General features: G+C 68.7%; 14 protein-coding genes and 1 pseudogene. 5 read left to right on the top strand and 10 right to left on the bottom strand.

The window, feature by feature from the left end; all coding sequences use genetic code 11:
• Nucleotides 1–202, top strand: a pseudogene (locus RN02_RS24035) (proline/glycine betaine ABC transporter ATP-binding protein); the annotation flags it as partial.
• 551 nt (nt 203–753) lie between these two features.
• On the opposite strand, the gene RN02_RS24030 reads toward RN02_RS24035, so the two are convergent.
• The 8 genes from RN02_RS24030 to RN02_RS24000 form a co-directional block, all read right to left on the bottom strand.
• The gene (locus RN02_RS24030; RefSeq protein WP_043317411.1) at nt 754–1,704 is read right to left on the bottom strand and encodes an ornithine cyclodeaminase family protein; all 951 of its coding nucleotides are present in this window, start codon (nt 1,702–1,704) and stop codon (nt 754–756) included.
• 94 nt (nt 1,705–1,798) lie between these two features.
• Nucleotides 1,799–2,851, bottom strand: a complete 1,053-nt coding sequence (locus tag RN02_RS24025; protein WP_043317408.1) for a proline racemase family protein — start codon at nt 2,849–2,851, stop codon at nt 1,799–1,801.
• A gap of 100 nt (nt 2,852–2,951) precedes the next feature.
• On the bottom strand, nt 2,952–4,286 hold the full coding sequence (locus RN02_RS24020) for an MFS transporter (RefSeq protein ID WP_043266509.1): 1,335 nt from the start codon (nt 4,284–4,286) through the stop codon (nt 2,952–2,954).
• Nucleotides 4,287–4,296: 10 nt separating this feature from the next.
• Nucleotides 4,297–4,458, bottom strand: a complete 162-nt coding sequence (locus tag RN02_RS33775; RefSeq protein WP_009619750.1) for a hypothetical protein — start codon at nt 4,456–4,458, stop codon at nt 4,297–4,299.
• A gap of 212 nt (nt 4,459–4,670) precedes the next feature.
• Nucleotides 4,671–4,871: a tautomerase family protein gene (locus RN02_RS24015; RefSeq protein ID WP_009619751.1), complete on the bottom strand. Its 201-nt coding sequence runs from the start codon at nt 4,869–4,871 to the stop codon at nt 4,671–4,673.
• Nucleotides 4,872–5,062: 191 nt separating this feature from the next.
• Nucleotides 5,063–6,514, bottom strand: coding sequence for an NADP-dependent succinate-semialdehyde dehydrogenase (gabD, locus tag RN02_RS24010; RefSeq protein WP_043317406.1), 1,452 nt, complete (start codon nt 6,512–6,514; stop codon nt 5,063–5,065).
• 72 nt (nt 6,515–6,586) lie between these two features.
• Complete coding sequence (locus RN02_RS24005; RefSeq protein WP_043266505.1) at nt 6,587–8,230, bottom strand: acetolactate synthase large subunit; 1,644 nt, start codon at nt 8,228–8,230, stop codon at nt 6,587–6,589.
• Nucleotides 8,231–8,354: 124 nt separating this feature from the next.
• Nucleotides 8,355–9,137, bottom strand: a complete 783-nt coding sequence (locus tag RN02_RS24000) for an NAD(P)-binding domain-containing protein (RefSeq protein ID WP_043266504.1) — start codon at nt 9,135–9,137, stop codon at nt 8,355–8,357.
• A gap of 262 nt (nt 9,138–9,399) precedes the next feature.
• On the opposite strand from RN02_RS24000, the gene RN02_RS23995 reads away from it, so the two are divergent.
• The 4 genes from RN02_RS23995 to ydiJ all read left to right on the top strand — a co-directional run bounded on the left by RN02_RS23995 (nt 9,400) and on the right by ydiJ (nt 14,653).
• Nucleotides 9,400–10,716 carry an NAD(P)/FAD-dependent oxidoreductase gene (locus RN02_RS23995; protein WP_043266502.1) on the top strand — a complete coding sequence of 439 codons (1,317 nt, stop codon included), beginning with the start codon at nt 9,400–9,402 and terminating at the stop codon, nt 10,714–10,716.
• A 66-nt stretch (nt 10,717–10,782) separates the two neighbouring features.
• A complete protein-coding gene (locus tag RN02_RS23990; RefSeq protein ID WP_009619756.1) occupies nt 10,783–11,133 on the top strand; it encodes a cupin domain-containing protein in 351 nt (116 codons plus the stop codon).
• Nucleotides 11,134–11,147: 14 nt separating this feature from the next.
• Nucleotides 11,148–11,492, top strand: coding sequence for a RidA family protein (locus tag RN02_RS23985; RefSeq protein WP_009619757.1), 345 nt, complete (start codon nt 11,148–11,150; stop codon nt 11,490–11,492).
• On the top strand, nt 11,492–14,653 hold the full coding sequence (ydiJ, locus tag RN02_RS23980; RefSeq protein WP_043317403.1) for a D-2-hydroxyglutarate dehydrogenase YdiJ: 3,162 nt from the start codon (nt 11,492–11,494) through the stop codon (nt 14,651–14,653). Before RN02_RS23985 ends, ydiJ begins: the two co-directional genes overlap by 1 nt.
• On the opposite strand, the gene yddG is transcribed toward ydiJ, so the two are convergent.
• Complete coding sequence (yddG, locus tag RN02_RS23975) at nt 14,562–15,461, bottom strand: aromatic amino acid DMT transporter YddG (RefSeq protein WP_043317402.1); 900 nt, start codon at nt 15,459–15,461, stop codon at nt 14,562–14,564. The two genes, ydiJ and yddG, sit on opposite strands and share 92 nt — an antisense overlap.
• 157 nt (nt 15,462–15,618) lie before the next feature.
• Nucleotides 15,619–16,671, bottom strand: coding sequence for a GlxA family transcriptional regulator (locus RN02_RS23970; RefSeq protein WP_009619760.1), 1,053 nt, complete (start codon nt 16,669–16,671; stop codon nt 15,619–15,621).
• Nucleotides 16,672–17,231 lie beyond the last annotated feature (560 nt).

The raw sequence follows: 17,231 nt of genomic DNA, 5'->3' as shown, positions 1-17,231 counted from the left end.
GGGCGGGATGACCACCCCCGCCGGCACCACGGTGGAGGAGGCGGTGCGCACGCTGGCGCTGGTGCCGGACGGCGACGTCACGGTGGTCTCGCCGGGCGGGAAGCCGCTGGGCACCGTGACCTTCCGCCGTCTGGCGGAGGCCATGGTCAATGCGCGGGAGTTGCCGAACCCGCGCAGCCAGGGGGTGGCGGCGGTGCGCTGAGTCTGCTCGGGAGCTCGAGTCCCTTTGCGCCCGTAATGCTGTTCATCCAAGCGCTGCCCTGGTTCAGCGAAGGTGTTCCAATCCTGGCTCCGCCCCTCACCCCAACCCTCTCCCAAAGGGAGAGGGGGCCGTTCGGAGTGGGCGGTGAATGCTGAGTCATCCTGATCACGGTTATCCGCCGTTAGCTGTGCCACCAGGGTGACCGGTGTGTGGCCGGTGAGTCCAATCGCGGACAGAGTCCGCTCCTACGCCCGCCGGCAAACCACCCCGTAGGATGGTGTTGAGCGAAGCGATACCCATCACCCCGACCGCATGGGTTTCGCCAAGGCTCAACCCATCCTACGAAGAGCATCTCGGCAAAGTCGGCAAGACAGTTGCTCCTACACCTTCCGGCAAATATGACGCCGCGTAGGATGGCGTTGAGCGATACCCATCACCACCACCGCATGGGTTTCGCCAAGGCTCAACCCATCCTACGAAGAGCGCCTCGGCGCAGCCGGCAAGACAGTTGCTCCTACGCCCGTGCTTCCTGGAACCGAGCGGACTCCGCCCTATGCACCCAGGCCCTTCGCCTGGGCTTTCAGCCGGCCCAGGGCGTACTGGCCGACGACCAGGTCCAGGTGGGCGCCGCCGGCGTTCTTGTACAGCGTGCGGTCCGTGGCGGCGCGGGCGAAGGGGGAGCGCTGGCACAGGTCGTAGAGATCGCCCTCGATCTGCCCGGGCTGGATGACGCCCGCCTGCAGCGGCCCCAGGATGTCGCCCGCGCAGGCCGCGCTGCCCTGGTCGTCGACGAAGATACGTGCGTTGGCCACCGCCTGGTCGTCCGCCTCGCGCATGTCCGCGCGGTAGCCGCCGACGAGGTCGAGGTGGGTGCCGGGGCGCACCAGCTCGCCGCGGATCAGCGGGGTGGGGGCGCTGGTGGCGGAGGCGATGATGTCGGCGCGGGCCACGGCCGGGTCGAGGTCGTCGACGATCCGCGCGTTCACGCCCCTGGCCTGGAGTTCGGCGCAGGTCGCCATGAGCTTCGCGGCCGTGCGGTTCCACAGCAGCACCTCGCGGAGGGATGGGCGGATGTGCAGGTAGGCGTCCACCAGGGCCTGGGCGATGGGCCCGGCGCCCATGACCAGCAGCACGGCGCTGTCCTCGCGGCTCAGCTTGCGGGCGGCCAGCGCCGAATCCGCGGCGGTTTTCCAGCGGGTGATCTCGGGGCCGTCGAGGATGGCGGCGATGGCCTTGCTGGCCTCGTCGATGACGATGAAGGCCGCCTGCTCGGTCGGCACCGGCGGCGTCGCGGCGTTGCCGGCGGGGTAGATGGAGCAGACCTTCACCCCGGCGCCGTAGCCGGGCAGCACCACGCCGCGGCTGAACAGACCGTATTCGGCGTCGCCGATGAAGTAGCTGTCGCCGGCGGGGCGCGCGCCCAGGTGCGCCTGCTGCAGCGCCTGCAGCACGCCCTCCCAGTCCAGCAGCGCGCGGATCTGCGCGGCGTCGATCATTTGCATTCTTCCATCCTCCTGGATGCCTGGCTGAAAAACGCCGAGGGCGCCTTCGGCTGGGAAGGCGCCCTCGGGGTGGAGCATGAACGACGGGGGGCACTCAAGCCCAGATGTCACCTATGGTGAAGCCCTCGGTGAAGGGATCGTCGTGGTCCAGCACGAAGGTGTTGATTCCGTAGATCCAGCTCTTGCCGGTGATGGTGGGGACCACCGCCTTGTGCTCGCCGATGCGGGTTTCCTCGATCAGCCGGCCGGTGTAGATGTTGCCGACGATGCCCTGGTGGCGGAAGTCCCGGTCCAGCGGCAGCTCGCCCTTGGCGTGCAGGGTGGCCATCTTGGCGCAGGTGCCGGTGCCGCAGGGGCAGCGGTCCAGCGCGCCGGTCCAGGTCGCCGGGTCGTCCCAGGAGAACTCGCCCGAGGCCATGGTCACCACGTTCTTCCAGTCGGCCCTGGGGTCGTCGCTGGGCCCGGACAGCTGCGAGATGGTGATGCCGATGCCCGGGTAGTCGGGGTGCGCCACCGGCAGTTGCTCGATGGCCGCCTGGCGGATCATCGAGGAGATGCGGGCGATCTCGGCGCCGTGCTGCGGGATCAGTTCCAGGCCCTTGAACTGGCGGACGTCGGCGATGACGTAGAACATCCCGCCCCAGCCCACGTCGACCCTGACCTTGCCCAGGTGCGGCACGTCGATGGTCGCGTCCAGGTGCGCGGCGAAGGCCGGCACGTTCTGGAAGGTGACGCCCCTGACCTTGCCGTCCTTGCACTCGGCCTTCACCCGGATCAGCCCGGCGGGGGCCTCCAGCACCAGTTCGGTGACCGGTTCGCGCATCGGCAGCATGCCCATCTCCAGCAGCACGGTCACCACCGAGATGGTGTTGCCGCCGGACATCACCGGGTACTCGATCTGCTCCATGATGATGTAGCCGGCGTCGGCTTCCGGGTGCGTCGGCGGCACTATGATGTTGCAGCAGTGCGCCGGGTAGCCCCGCGGCTCGCGCAGCATCAGCTTACGCAACTGGTCGTCGTTTTCCTCCAGCCACTTCATCTTCTCGTAGACGCTGTTGCCGGGGATGTGCGGGACGCCGCCGGTGATGACGCGCATGGGCGTGCCGGCGTGGGTGTCCACCGCGTGGATCGTTCTCTTGAATGCCATCTTTTCTACCTGTACGTCTGCGGGCGGGGCCCGGGGTCGAGGTTCCGTCCGACGGCAGGAGGCCCGCCATGCGCGGGCCCGTGCTGCCTGTCGGCCGGGTTCAGTAGCTGAGCGAGCTGGCCTGGTGCAGGTCCAGGGAACGGGTTTCCGGGGCCATCAGCCAGGTGACGAAGAGGCCCACCATGGAGACGCCGAAGGCCACGAACATGGTGTTGGCGATGCCGATGCCGTCCAGCGACAGGGGCACCAGGTAGGTGCCGACGGCCGCGCCGATGCGCGACAGCGAGGTCGCCAGGCCCACCGCCGAACCGCGGATGGAGGTGGGGAACAGCTCGTTGGGGTACACGTACTGCAGCACCTGGGCGCCGCCGATGAACAGCGCGTAGCTGCCGAACAGCACCAGCGTGAGCAGGGCCGCGCCGTCCGGGCACAGGCCCAGCAGCAACAGGGCCAGGCCCGACCAGAGGAAGCTGTGCATGAGCATGTTGCGCCGGCCCAGCGGGTTGATCAGGCGGACGCCCAGCAGGCAGCCGAAGACGAACATCACGGTGATGGCCACCGCGCCCCAGGCCGCCAGCTCGCCGGTCAGGCCCATGGTGCTGAGGATTTTCGGGGCGAAGGCGTAGATGGCGAACTGCGGGATGATCGAGCAGGTCCAGAAGATGCTGACGAAGAAGATGCGCTTGCCGTAGTTGGAGTGGAACAGCGACCAGACCGAGACGTGCTGCTCCGGGGTTTTCTCCGGCAGGTTGCGCACCGAGTACTGCTCGCCATAGACCTTCTTGATCACCTGGTCGGCCTCCTGCACGCGGCCCTTGCTCAGCAGCCAGCGGGCCGACTCGGGGGTGCCGGCGCGCATGACCAGGAACAGCACCGCCGGCACCACCGCGCTGGCCAGGGCCCAGCGCCAGGCGTCTGGGCCGGCGCTGCGCAGGATCAGCTCGCCGGCGATGTAGGCCACGGCGGCGCCGACGAACCACATCATCACCAGGCTGGCGAGGATGGAGCCGCGCTGTTTCTTCGGCAGGAACTCGGCCAGCAGGGAGGTGGCCAGCGGGTGGTCGGCGCCGATGGCGACGCCGAGCATCAGGCGCAGGGCGATCAGCGACCAGGCGGAGGCGACCCAGAACTGGCACAGGGAGAACAGCGCCAGGACCACCAGCACCAGCACGTACAGCGTCTTGCGCCCGAGCCGGTCGGTGAACAGGCCGCCGACGAAGCCGCCGAAGAACATGCCCACCAGCGAGGCCGCGGCGATCATGCCTTCCTGCAACGAACTCAGCTGCAGCGCCTGGCTCAGTTGCACCATCACCACGCCGATGATGCTCAGTATGTAGCCGTCGAGGAATGGGGCGCCGGAAGAATAGATCGCCAGCTTCTTGTGGAAGCTGTTCAGCGATGCATCTTCCAATGAAATCTTGTGATTGTTGGACATGGAGCCTCCGTCAGCGCTCAGCATGCTTGTCCATGGGGGGCCGGACAAGGCTTGCCGGCGGAACAAACAGCTGTTTCTTGTTGGAATTGTTCAGTGGCTTTATCTGCACGAGTGCATCGGCCCGGCACGGCCACGGGAAGTCGCGCCGACGCTTGCCGGCGCGGCCCTGCATCCTTTCTTTTCCTGGCGTACAGATACGAACCACAGCCTGGTCAGCACTATCTCACCGAGGGCTTTGGCGGCCATATAACAGGCCTGACTACTTATAGGAGATTCCTTCTGGAGGGCCGCGGGCGCTCTGGCTCGCGGGCTGCAGGCCGCGCCGGGCGGGGCCTGCAGGGGGCGGGAAGGGCGCCGCGACGCCGGGCGCCGCGGCGCAACCCGCTAGGCCGGATCCTCGCCGGGCCGGGCGAACAGTTCGCCGGCCACCGCCCAGTCGCAGGGGCTGACGTTCTCGAAGACGACGTGGATCCACTGGCTGTCCATGCCGGTCTTCTCGGCCAGTACGCGGGTGAACTCCGCGGCGACTTCCGCCTTCACGGAGTCGCTCTTGTCATTGAACCAGGTGACGCGGATTACGGGCATGGCAAGTTCCTCGGTTTGTCTGCCGTTGGTTCGGCGGGAGAGGGCATGATTCAGCGAGGCGTGAGTGCGGGATATAAGAACAAAGACAATTAATGCGATATTGAAAACGGCGGCCCGAAAATAAAAAACGCCAGTGGCGACTCCCGGTGCGCCACTGGCGGAAAGTAGTCAGCTGAACTTGTGCCGAAGGCTCACTGGATATTCAGGCACAGGTATTTGATCTCCAGATAGTCCTCGATGCCGTACTTCGAACCTTCGCGGCCCAGGCCCGAGGCCTTGATGCCGCCGAAGGGCGCCACTTCGTTGGAGATCAGCCCGGTGTTGATGCCCACCATGCCGTATTCCAGGGCCTCGGCCACGCGGAACACGCGGCCCAGGTCGCGGGCGTAGAAGTAGGAGGCCAGGCCGAACTCGGTGTCGTTGGCCATGGCGATGACCTCGGCCTCGTCCTTGAAGCGGAACAGCGGCGCCAGCGGGCCGAAGGTCTCTTCCTTGGCCACGGCAGCGTCCTTCGGCACGTCGACCAGAATGGTCGGCTCGAAGAAGGTGCCGCCCAGGGCGTGAGGCTTGCCGCCGGCGACGACCTTGGCGCCCTTGCTCACGGCGTCGGCGATGTGTTCTTCGACCTTGGCCACGGCCTTGGAATCGATCAGCGGGCCGGTGGTCACGCCGCTCTCCAGGCCGTTGCCGATGTTCAGCTTGGCCACGGCAGCCTTGAGTTTCTCGACGAAGGCGTCGTACACGCCGTCCTGGATGTACAGGCGGTTGGCGCAGACGCAGGTCTGGCCGTTGTTGCGGTACTTGGAGATCAGCGCGCCTTCCACGGCGGCGTCCAGGTCGGCGTCATCGAAGACGATGAAGGGCGCGTTGCCGCCCAGCTCCAGGGAGACCTTCTTGATGTCCTGGGCGCACTCGGCCATCAGCTGGCGGCCGATCTCGGTGGAGCCGGTGAAGCTCAGCTTGCGCACGATGGGGTTGCCGGTCAGCTCGCCGCCGACCTCGCCGGCGCTACCGGTGACCACGCTGAACACGCCTTTCGGAATGCCGGCGCGCTCGGCCAGCTCGGCCAGGGCCAGGGCGGAATACGGCGTCTGCGAAGCGGGCTTGAGCACCATGGTGCAGCCGGCGGCCAGGGCCGGGCCGGCTTTGCGGGTGATCATCGCCGAAGGGAAGTTCCACGGCGTGATGGCGGCGGTGACGCCGATGGGCTGCTTGATCACCATCAGGCGCTTGTCCGGCTGGTGGCCGGGAATCATGTCGCCGTAGACGCGCTTGGCTTCTTCGCCGAACCATTCGAAGAAGGACGCGGCATAGGCGATCTCGCCCTTGGCTTCGGCCAGCGGCTTGCCCTGTTCCTGGGTCAGCAGGCGGCCCAGGTCGTCCTGGTGCTCGATCATCAGTTCGAACCAGCGGCGCAGCTTGTTGGCGCGCTCCTTGGCGGTCAGCGCGCGCCAGGCCGGCAGGGCGCGGTCGGCGGCCTCGATGGCGCGGCGCGTCTCGGCGGCGCTCATCTTCGGTACGCTGCCGATGATCTCGTTGGTCGCCGGGTTGTTGACCTTCAGGGTCTGGCCGTTGTCGGCGTCCACCCAGGCGCCGTCGATGTAGGCCTGCTGGCGGAAGAGCGAAGGGTCTTTCAGTTGCATGCAATGCTCCTGTGGATTCGAGTGGGCGAAGGCTGGCCAGCGGCCCGGGGCGGGCCGCTGCGTCCATGGGGGTCAGACTTCCGAGCTGCGGGTTCTGAGCTCGATGTTGAGGATGCGGTCGTTCTCCGAGTAGTCCACCGGGCAGTCGATGACATGCACCCCGGGCGTGCTCAGGCAGCGCTCCAGCAGCGGCAGGAAGCCCTCCGCGCTTTCCACCCGGTGGCCCTGGGCGCCGTAGGCCCGGGCGTACTGCACGAAGTCCGGGTTGCCGTAGTCCAGGCCGAAGTCGCTGAAGCCCATGTTCGCCTGCTTCCAGCGGATCATCCCGTAGCCGTCGTCGCGCAGGATGACGACCGTGAGGTTCATCTCCAGGCGCACCGCGGTTTCCAGCTCCTGGCTGTTCATCATGAAGCCGCCGTCGCCGCATACCGCGAGGATGCGCCGCTGCGGGTACACCAGGTGCGCGGCCATGGCCGAGGGCAGGCCGGCGCCCATGGTCGCCAGGGCGTTGTCCAGCAGCACGGTGTTGGGCATGTGCGCCTTGTAGTTGCGGGCGAACCAGATCTTGTAGATGCCGTTGTCCAGGGCCACGATGCCGTCCGACGGCAGCGCGCGGCGCACGTCGGCCACCAGGCGTTGCGGGTACAGCGGGAAGCGGGCGTCGTCGGCGCCTTCGGCGACCTGGGCCTCGTTGGCCTCGCGGATCGCCAGCAGGCGGCCGAAGTCCCAGTGCGAGGTGTCGCGCAGCGCCTCGCCGATCTGCCACACGGCGTTGGCGATGTCGCCGATCACTTCCACCTGCGGGAAGTACACCGGGTCCACCTCGGCCGAGCGGAAGTTTACGTGGATCACCTCGGTGCCGCCGCGGACCATGAAGAACGGCGGCTTCTCGATCACGTCGTGGCCGATGTTGACGATCAGGTCGGCGGCCTCCACCGCGCGGTGCACGAAGTCGCCGGAGGACAGCGCGGCGTTGCCGAGAAAGCGCGGGTGGCGCTCGTCCACCACGCCCTTGCCCATCTGGGTGGTGACGAAGGGGATGCCGGTCTTGTCGATCAGCTGCTTGAGGACCTTGGCGGTCATCTTGCGGTTGGCCCCGGCGCCGATCACCAGGATCGGGCTGCGCGCGGCCTGCAGTTTCTCCACCGCGGCCTCGATGGACTTGTGCTCGGCCAGCGGGCGGCGCGACAGGCTGCGCGGGATGGGCAGGCTGTCGGTCTGCTCGGCGGCGACGTCCTCGGGCAGCTCCAGGTGCACGGCGCCGGGTTTCTCTTCCTCGGCCAGGCGGAAGGCCTCGCGCACGCGGGAGGGGATGTTGTCGGCCGAGGCCAACTGGTGGGTGTACTTGGTCAGCGGCTGCATCATGCCGACCACGTCGAGGATCTGGAAGCGGCCCTGCTTGGACTTCTTGATCGGCTTCTGCCCGGTGATCATCAGCATCGGCATGCCGCCCAGGTAGGCGTAGGCGCCGGCGGTGACCAGGTTGGTGGCGCCGGGGCCGAGGGTCGACAGGCTCACCCCGGTCTTGCCGGTCAGGCGGCCGTAGGTGGCGGCCATGAAGCCGGCGGACTGCTCGTGGCGCGTCAGCACCAGCCTGATCGTCGACTTGCGCAGGGATTCCAGCAGGTCGAGGTTCTCCTCGCCGGGAATGCCGAAGACGTATTCGACGCCTTCGTTCTCCAGGCATTGCACAACCACATCGGCGGCCTTGGCCATCTTGCTTGCTACCTCGGTATTTCGGGGAGTGGAGGGTTGGGCGGCGGCGCGGCGCCACCCGGTGGAGCATAGGCCCGCTGGCGCGAAGGGCGCGGCGTTGCGCCAAACGGTCGCGGGCGGGGCGCTAGGCGCCGGGCCCGCTCGAGCGGGTCAGCAGCGCGTCCAGCACCACTTCGCAGGCGGCGCCCCAGTGGGCGTTGGCCTGCAGGTGATTGAGCATGTCCAGCCCGTTGGCGGTGTAGGTGCCGGGCGTGGCGATGGCCTGGCCGAGGGTCCTGAGGTCGACGCCGGGGTGGTGGCGGGCGCTGGCGATGCAGTCCTGCATGTTGTCCAGCACCAGGCTGCGCGCCTTGTCGGCGGGCAGGCCCTTTTCCACCAGCCATTGCTGCAGGTCGTGGAGGAAGAAGTAGAACCAGCCGTTCATGCAGGCGGCCACGGTGGCCAGTTCGAAGTCGGCTTCCTCCTGCAGCACCACCAGATGCCCGAGCGCTCGCAGCGCCCGCTCGGTGGCCGCATCCGGCGGGCAGACCACCACGGTCGACTGGTTGAACTGCGCCGCATAGGAAAGCATCGCCCGCACGCAGCGGGCCCCGGGGAAGTGCCCGGCCAGTTGCCCCAGGCCGACGCCGGCGACCAGCGAAACCAGCTTGCGCCCCGGCGGCACCCGCACCTCGTCGGCCAGCGCCGCCAGGGCGTCGGGGCGCACGCCGACGACCAGCAGTTCGGCCGCGTCGACCACCGCCTGGTTGCTGTCCATCACCTGCGCGCGGCAGTCCGCGGCCAGTTGGGCGGAGCGCTCGTGGTTGCGCGGCGACAGCAGGATGCGCCCGTCGAAACCGCTGCGGCGCAGGCCGCGCACGACCTTCTCGGTCAGCTCGCCCACGCCCAGTATGCCAAGGCTGTGCATGATTACCCCCTTTGCCGCGGCACGCGCGGCGTGCCTGGCTCTCGATTCGATCGGCCCACTATCTCACCCGCGCGCCGGCTTGCCATATAACGACCGGGACAAGTGATAGGACGTTCGCGGCCGCGGGATCGGCGGGCAGGGGAGCTGGGCACGGCCGGCGTGGGCGGGCGAGGGGAAACCTGCTGGCAATCGTCCTTTTCGTTATAGGCGCCGGGCTGGCGCGCGCTCCAGAATTCGCCATCCGTTGTGAGAGCAGAACACCGTGAAAATACAAGAAACCCCTGCTGACGATAATGGCTGCGGCTGGTTCCACCTCAGCCCCCCGCGCACCCCGCGGGCCGCCCGCGGCGGCCAGGTGCGGGTGCGCTGGGCGGTGGTCGGGGCGGGCCTGACCGGGCTTGCCGCCGCGCGCCAACTGGCGTTGAACTTCCCGGCCGACGAGGTCGTGCTGCTGGAGGCCCAGGAGGTGGGCTTCGGCTCGTCCGGGCGCAACTCCGGTTTCGCCATCGACCTGCCCCATGACATAGGTGCGCCCGACTACATCGGCGATCCGGCCATTGCGCGGATGAGCCTGAAGCTGAACCTGTTCGCCCAGGGCGTGATCACCTCGCTGGTGGCGCGGCACGGCATCGACTGCCAGCTCAAGCCGGTGGGCAAGTACCAGGCGGCGGTGGAGGACAAGGGCCTGCGGGTGCTGGAAGCCTACAAGAGCGGCCTGGAGAAGCTCGGCCAGGCCTACCAGATCATCGAGGCCGACGAGCTGCCCGCGCACCTGGGCACTTCCTTCTACCGCCGCGCGCTGTACACCCCCGGCACCCTGCTGTTGCAGCCGGCGAGCCTGGTGAAGGGCCTGGCCGACAGCCTGCCGGCCAACGTCTCGCTGTTCGAGCGCTGCGCCGTCACCGAGGTGGACTACCGTGGGCCGATCACCCTGCGCCACGCCATGGGCAGCGTGGTTGCCGACAAGCTGGTGCTCGCCAACAACGCCTTCGCCACCCAGTTCGGCTTCCTCAAGGGGCGCCTGCTGCCGGTGTTCACCTACGCCAGCATGACCCGCCCGCTGAGCGTGGAAGAGCAGGCGCGGCTGGGCGGCAAGCCGGTCTGGGGGATCATCCCCGCCGACCCCTTCGGTAGCACCCTGCGGCGTACCCCGGACCAGCGCCTGCTGGTGCGCAACAGCTTCAGCTTCAACCCCAGCGGCAAGATCGACGCGCGCCTGCTGGCACGGGCCGCGGCGGCCCAGCGGCGCTCCTTCGAGCATCGCTTCCCGATGCTGCCGGGCGTGGCGTTCGACTACACCTGGGGCGGCGCCATGGGCATGACGCGCAACCACGCCGGCCACTTCGGCGAGCTGGCGCCCAACGTCTACGGCGCGCTGGGCTGCAACGGCCTGGGCATCACCCGCGGCACCGGCACCGGCACGCTGCTGGCCGACTGGCTGGCCGGCCAGCGCAACGAACTGATCGACTTCCTGCTCGCCAGCGCGGGGCCCAGCCGCAACCCGCCGCAGCCGTTCCTGTCCCTCGGCGTCAACGCCAGCCTGTGCTGGGGCCAGCACCGCGCCGGCCTGGAAAGCTGACGGCGCGCAACCCTTACGAATCCGCCCGGGCAGGCCCCGGGCACCCCTTGAAGAGGAACCGAACCCATGGCCGTCAAACCGACCCTGATCAAGAACGCCGCGCAATCGCCCATGGGCGAACCGACCCCGGCCAAGCTGCCGGTCGGCGACCTCGTCGCCCAGGCCCGCCTGGGGCAGGACGTCACCCTGGAGGCGTCCTCCGCCTCGGTGGGCGTTTGGGAAAGCAGCCCGGGGGTATTCCGCCGGCACATCATGAACCGCGAGTTCAGCCACGTCGTTTCCGGCTGGTGCATCTTCACCCCCGACGGCGGCGAGCCGCTGGAGCTGCGCGCCGGCGACGCGGTGTTCTTCCCGGCCAACTGCGAAGGCGTGTGGGACATCCGCGAACCCTTCCGCAAGACCTACGTGATCTTCTGAGGCGCCGGCGCAGCATGATTACCCGTATTGACGCATCGCCCCGGGCCAGCAAACTGGTCATCGCCGGCGACAGGATCGAAACCTCGGGCCTGGTGGCCAACGACTGCGCGGCGGGCATCGCCGGGCAGACCCGCGACGTGCTGGCCCAGCTCGACGCCCTGCTGGCCAAGGCCGGCGTCGGCCGCGAAGGGCTGCTGCGGGTGCAGATCTGGCTGGCCGACATGCAGGACTTCGCGGCCATGAACGAGGTCTACGACGCCTGGGTCGGCGGCGTGCTGCAGCCGGCCCGCGCCTGCGTCGGCGCGCAGCTGGCCAGCCCCGACTACCGCATCGAGATCCAGGCCTGGGCGCAACGCTGATGATCGCCCGTCTCCCCGCCGAACCCCGGCTCGCCAAGGTCTATCGCGCGTTCCTGGAGCGCTTGCGCGCCGCCGGCTTCCGCGGCGAGATCACCCCGGACCAGGCGACGCGCACGGTGCTCGCCACCGACAACTCCATCTACCAGCGCCTGCCGCAGGCGGCGGTGTTCCCGCTGGATACGGCGGACGTCGTCTGCCTGGCCGAGCTGGCCGGCCGCGCCGAGTTCCGCGAGGTGGTACTGGCCCCGCGCGGCGGCGGCACCGGCACCAACGGCCAGTCGCTGACCGAGGGCATAGTCGTCGACCTGTCCCGGCACCTGACGCGGATTCTCGAGATCGACCCCGAGCGGCGCTGGGTGCGGGTGCAGGGCGGGGTGGTCAAGGACCAGCTCAACGCCGCGCTGCGCCCCCACGGGCTGTTCTTCGCCCCTGAGCTGTCGACCTCCAACCGCGCCACCCTCGGCGGCATGATCAACACCGACGCCAGCGGGCAGGGCAGTTGCACCTACGGCAAGACCCGCGACCACGTGCTGGAACTGCACAGCGTGCTGCTGGGCGGCGAAGTGCTGCACAGCGCGGCCATGGACGAACCGGCGCTGCAGGCGCAGATCGCCCGCGGCGACCGGCGCGCCGAGGTGCTGCGCTGCGCGCGCGACATCGCCGACAGCAAGGCCGAGCTGATCGCCGCCGGCTTTCCCAGGCTCAACCGCTGCCTGACCGGCTACGACCTGGCGCACCTGCGCGAGGCCGACGGGCGCTTCAACCTCAACAGCGTGCTGTGCGGTTCCGAAGGCACCCTGGGCTTCATCGTCGAAGCCAAGCTCAACGTGCTGCCGATCCCCCGTCATTCGGTGCTGGTCAACGTGCGCTACGCCAGCTTCATGAGCGCGCTGCGCGACGCCAAGGCGCTGATGGCGCTGCGGCCGCTGTCCATCGAGACGGTGGATTCCAAGGTGCTGCTGCTGGCCATGCGCGACATCGTCTGGCACGGCGTGGCCGAGTATTTCCCCGAGGATGCGGATACGCCGACCCTCGGCATCAACCTGATCGAATTCAGCGGCGACGACTGGCCCGAGCTGGAGCAGCGCGTCCACGCCTTCGTCGAGCACCTGCGCAGCGACACTTCCGTGCAGCGCCTGGGGCACACCCTGGCGATCGGCGACGAGGCGGTGAAACGCGTCTACGCCATGCGCAAGCGCGCCGTCGGCCTGCTCGGCAACGTCGAGGGCCAGGCCCGGCCGCAGCCCTTCGTCGAGGACACGGCGGTGCCGCCGGAGCACCTGGCGGACTTCATCGCCGAGTTCCGCGCCCTGCTCGACGGCCACGGCCTGCAGTACGGCATGTTCGGCCACGTGGACGCCGGCGTGCTGCACGTGCGCCCGCTGCTGGACATGAAGGACGCGCGCCAGGCCGCGCTGATCCGCCCCATCTCCGATGGCGTGGCGGCCCTGACGCGCAAGTACGGCGGGTTGCTCTGGGGCGAGCACGGCAAGGGCCTGCGCTCGGAGTACGCGCCGGCCTACTTCGGCGAGCTGTACCCCGAGTTGCAGGCGCTGAAGGCGGCCTTCGACCCGTGGAACCAGCTCAACCCCGGGAAGATCGCCACACCGGCGAGCCTGCCGGAGGCACGGCTGACCGGCGTGGACGAGGTGACCCTGCGCGGCGAACTGGACCGCCGCATCGACGAGCGCGTCTGGCAGAGCTACGACACGGCCGTGCAGTGCAACGGCAACGGCGCCTGCTACAACTTCGACCCGGACGACGCCATGTGCCCGTCGTGGAAGGCCACCCGCGACCGCACGCAATCGCCCAAGGGGCGCGCCTCGCTGATCCGCGAGTGGCTGCGCCTGCAGGGTGAGCAGGGCGTCGACGTGCTGGCGCAGAGCGCGGCGATCCGACGGGGCGGGCGGCCGCTGGCGCCGCTGTGGCGCTTGCGCAATGCCCTGGCCCGGCGCCTGGGCGAAAGCGACTTCTCCCACCAGGTGTACGACGCCATGGCCGGCTGCCTGGCGTGCAAGTCCTGCGCGGGGCAGTGCCCGGTGAAGGTCAACGTGCCGGAGTTCCGCTCGCGCTTCCTGGAGCTGTACCACGGCCGCTATGGGCGCCCGCTGAAGGACTACCTGATCGGCTCGCTGGAATTCAGCATTCCCTTCTTCGCCCGCTTCCCGCGGCTGTACAACGGTTTGATGGGCTTCGCCCCGGTGCGCCTGTTCCTCGCCCGGGTGGCCGGCATGGTCGACAGCCCGCTGCTCAGCCGCCTGGACTTCGACGCGGCCTGCGCGCGCTGGGACGTGCAACTGGCGACGCCCCGGCGCCTGGCCGGCCTGTCGGCGGCCGAACGCGGGCGCAGCGTGGTGTTCGTGCAGGACGCCTTCACCCGCTACTTCGAGACGGCGGTGGCCATCGACTGGATCGAGCTGGCCTCGCGCCTGGGCTACCGCGTGTACCTGGCGCCCTTCGCCGCCAACGGCAAGCCGCTGCACGTGCAGGGCTTCCTCGGCGCCTTCGAGAAGGCCGCGCGGCGCAATGGCGGGGCGCTGGCGGCGCTGGCCGCGTGCGGCGTGCCCCTGGTCGGCCTCGACCCGGCCATGACCCTGGTGTACCGCCAGGAGTACGCCAAGCTGCTGGGCGAGGACACGCCCCGCGTGCAACTCATCCAGGAATGGCTGTGCGACGTGCTGCCGGCGACGCAAGCGCCGACGGGGGCGGAGCGGCCCGGCTACCGGCTGCTGGCCCACTGCACCGAGAAGACCAACGCCCCGGCCAGCGTCGGCCAGTGGCAGCGGGTGTTCGAGCGGCTGGGGCTGGAGCTCACGGTGCTGGCCACGGGTTGCTGCGGCATGTCCGGCACCTATGGGCACGAGACACGCAACCTGCAGACCTCCAGGGCCATCTACGCGCAGTCCTGGGGACGGTTGATCGCGGAGCATGGCGTGGAGGCGAACCTGCTGGCCGACGGCTACTCGTGCCGCAGCCAGGTCAAGCGCATGGAAGGCAAGGCCCTGCCGCACCCGCTGCAGGCCCTGCTGGCGCACGTGCGCGGCCGGGCGGCCGGGCAGGGCGCGGGCATCAGCCGCTGCGCGACGCCCACCAGCACACCAGGGAACCCAGGGTCACCATCAGCGTGCCCTGCCAGAAGCTCAGGCCCAGGGCGGTGCTGAGGATCACCGAGCTGAAGGCCGAGGACAGCACCGGCGCGGTGTAGGAGGTGGCGGCCAGCATCATCAGGTTGCCGGTGCGCAGCGCCTGGTTCCAGGCCGCGTAGCCCAGGGCGATGACCAGCGCCGTGGCCACCAGCAGCCCGGCCCCGCCGAGGCCGGGCATGGCCAGGGACTCGTCGCTGAAGGCGTACTTGATCCAGAGCACCGCGCTGGCCATGGCGAAGAAGGGCACGGTGCCGTCCTTGGTCGGCGCCATGCGCTTGGAGATGCAGCAGTACAGGGCCCAGACGCAGGCGCAGCCGACCCCCAGCCCGTAGCTCAGGGGGTTCTGCACGGCGTTGCGGGCGATGCTCTGCACCGACAGGCCCTGGCCGCCGCTGAGGATCCAGCCCACGCCCAGCAGCGACAGCGCCATCCCCGGGATCAGCCAGAGACTGGCCCGCTGCAGCCGCAGCAGCGTGGCCAGCAGGACGGTCAGGCAGGGCCACAGGTGGTTGAGCATGGCCACCTCGATGGCCTGGGCGCGGTTCTGGGCGAAGGCCAGCGCCAGGAACAGGGCGATCTCGTAGGTGACGAACAGGCTCCCGACCACCACCAGGTAGCGCAGGCTGAAGTGCCGCAGCGAAGGCCAGCCCAGCAGCAGGGCGAGGAAGAGCGTGGCCACTGTGTACATCAGCGCGGCGCCGCCGAGGGGGCCGAAGGCCTCGCTCATCAGGCGCATGAGCGAGGCCATGGTGCTCCAGAGCAGGATGGCGCCTATGCCCAGGAGGTTGCCTTTGGTTTGTTGCGACGCTGCGGCGGTGGTCATGCTGTGCCTTGATCGGAAAGCGGGAGGCGGGGCGCGGCTCGGCGGGCGCCGAGCCTGGCGTCAGGGGCCTTCCCTGGGATTGTGTGGGGGGAGCGGATGAGATGCGGGGTTGCCGTGCGCCTGCCGCCGGGGCGGCAGGGCGCTGCGAGCGGGCCGTTCAGTGGCCGGAATTTATCAGTTTTTCCACGTCGTGGCGGCGCTTGCGGAACGAGCAGGGCGTTTCGCCGAACTGCTTGCGGAACCAGAGGATGAAGTGCGAGGCGTCGGAGAAGCCGGTCAGATAGGCGATCTGGGTGACGTGTAGCTCGGTGTTCATCAGCATCTTGCGCGCCTCGTCCAGGCGCAGCTTGCGCCAGTACTGGGCGGGCGACTCGTTGGTGCTGGACATGAAGGCGCGGTGCAGCTGGCGCTCGTTGGTGCCGATGCTTTCCGCCACTTCGCGCAGCGAGGTGGGCGAGTCCATGTGGTTGCGCATGTAGGCGATGGCGCGCTCCACCAGGGCGTTCTTGTAGACGTGCAGCTCGGTCACCGGGGCCTTGTCGTCGCTGGCCTGCCGCTGGATTTCCTCGTCGTCCACCAGCAGGTATTCCAGGCCCTTCTGCGCGCGGATCAGCCCGCAGTGGCGGCTGATCAGCTTGGCCGCCAGGTCGATGGCGGTGCCGCCGGGACAGGTGATGATGCCGTCGTCGTCGACGTAGCTCTTGTCCACCAGCACTTCCGCTTCGGGGAAGCGCTGCATGAACTCCTCGCGGATGGTGAAGTGCACGGCGCAGCGGCGGCCGTCGAGCAGGCCGGCCTTGCCCAGCACGAAGGAGCCTGAGCACAGGCCGATGATCGGCGTCTTGGCCGCGCGCAGTTCGCGCAGCAGCTGCAGCAGGGATTCGGGCGGGTTGCGCGTCTCGCTCAGCAGGCCGCCGGCCAGCACCACGTAGTCGTACTGGTCGATGACGCTCAGCGGCTTGGTCGGGGAGATCGGCATGCCGCAGCTGGCGGTCACCGGCTGGTCGTCGCAGGTCATCCAGTCCCACTTGCAGAAGATCTGCTGGCTGCGGAAGGACTTGTCGGCGGCGAAGCGCAGCGAGTCCACCAGGCCGGCCACGGGCACCAGGGTGAACTGGTTCATCAGAATGAAGCCCACCCGCAGGTCGGGCTTCACCACCGGGGCTTCGGCGTCGTCGCCACCGGGTTCGTACACACTGGACATCTTCATTATTGTTGTCCTCTACCTCATGCCCTGGCGGCAGGGCCGGGCGCTCCGGGTCGCATCGCCAGGGGCCGCGCCGCGCGCGCGATGCCCTGCGATGGCTGCAGCTTAATCCCGGCCGGCTGTCTTAAATATAACAACGCTCTCGGAATCTATAAGATTTCGGCGCCCCTCGGGGGATTTCGGACAGCTGGCCGTGCCAGCGGGGTTGCCGGCGTGGCCGGTGAATCCAATCGCGGACAAGGTCCGCAACCGCATGAGCGAGCATGGTTTTTCGTAGGATGGTGTTGAGCGAAGCGATACCCATCACCACGACCGCCTGGGTTTCGCCAAGGCTCAACCCATCCGTTGAGGCGCATCTCGGTGCAGCCGGCAAGACAGTTGCTCCTACGCCCGTGCTTCCTGGAACCGTAAGCGGGCCCTGCCCGCGAATCGCGCGCAGGGCGCGCTCCTACATGGGAATGGCGCGGGTGGGGCAGCGTAGGAGATTCTATGTCAATGACGGCTTATCCCCGGGGTTGGTAGGTCGTCTGTGTCTGCATCAGGGCAAAGGCGATTCTGGCGAG

Origin of the sequence: Pseudomonas sp. PI1, assembly GCF_000812405.1 — a bacterium.
Taxonomy (GTDB): Bacteria; Pseudomonadota; Gammaproteobacteria; order Pseudomonadales; family Pseudomonadaceae; genus Pseudomonas; species Pseudomonas citronellolis.
The sequence above is the reverse complement of the archived record's forward strand: the minus strand, read 5'-3'. Positions and strand labels throughout refer to the sequence as shown.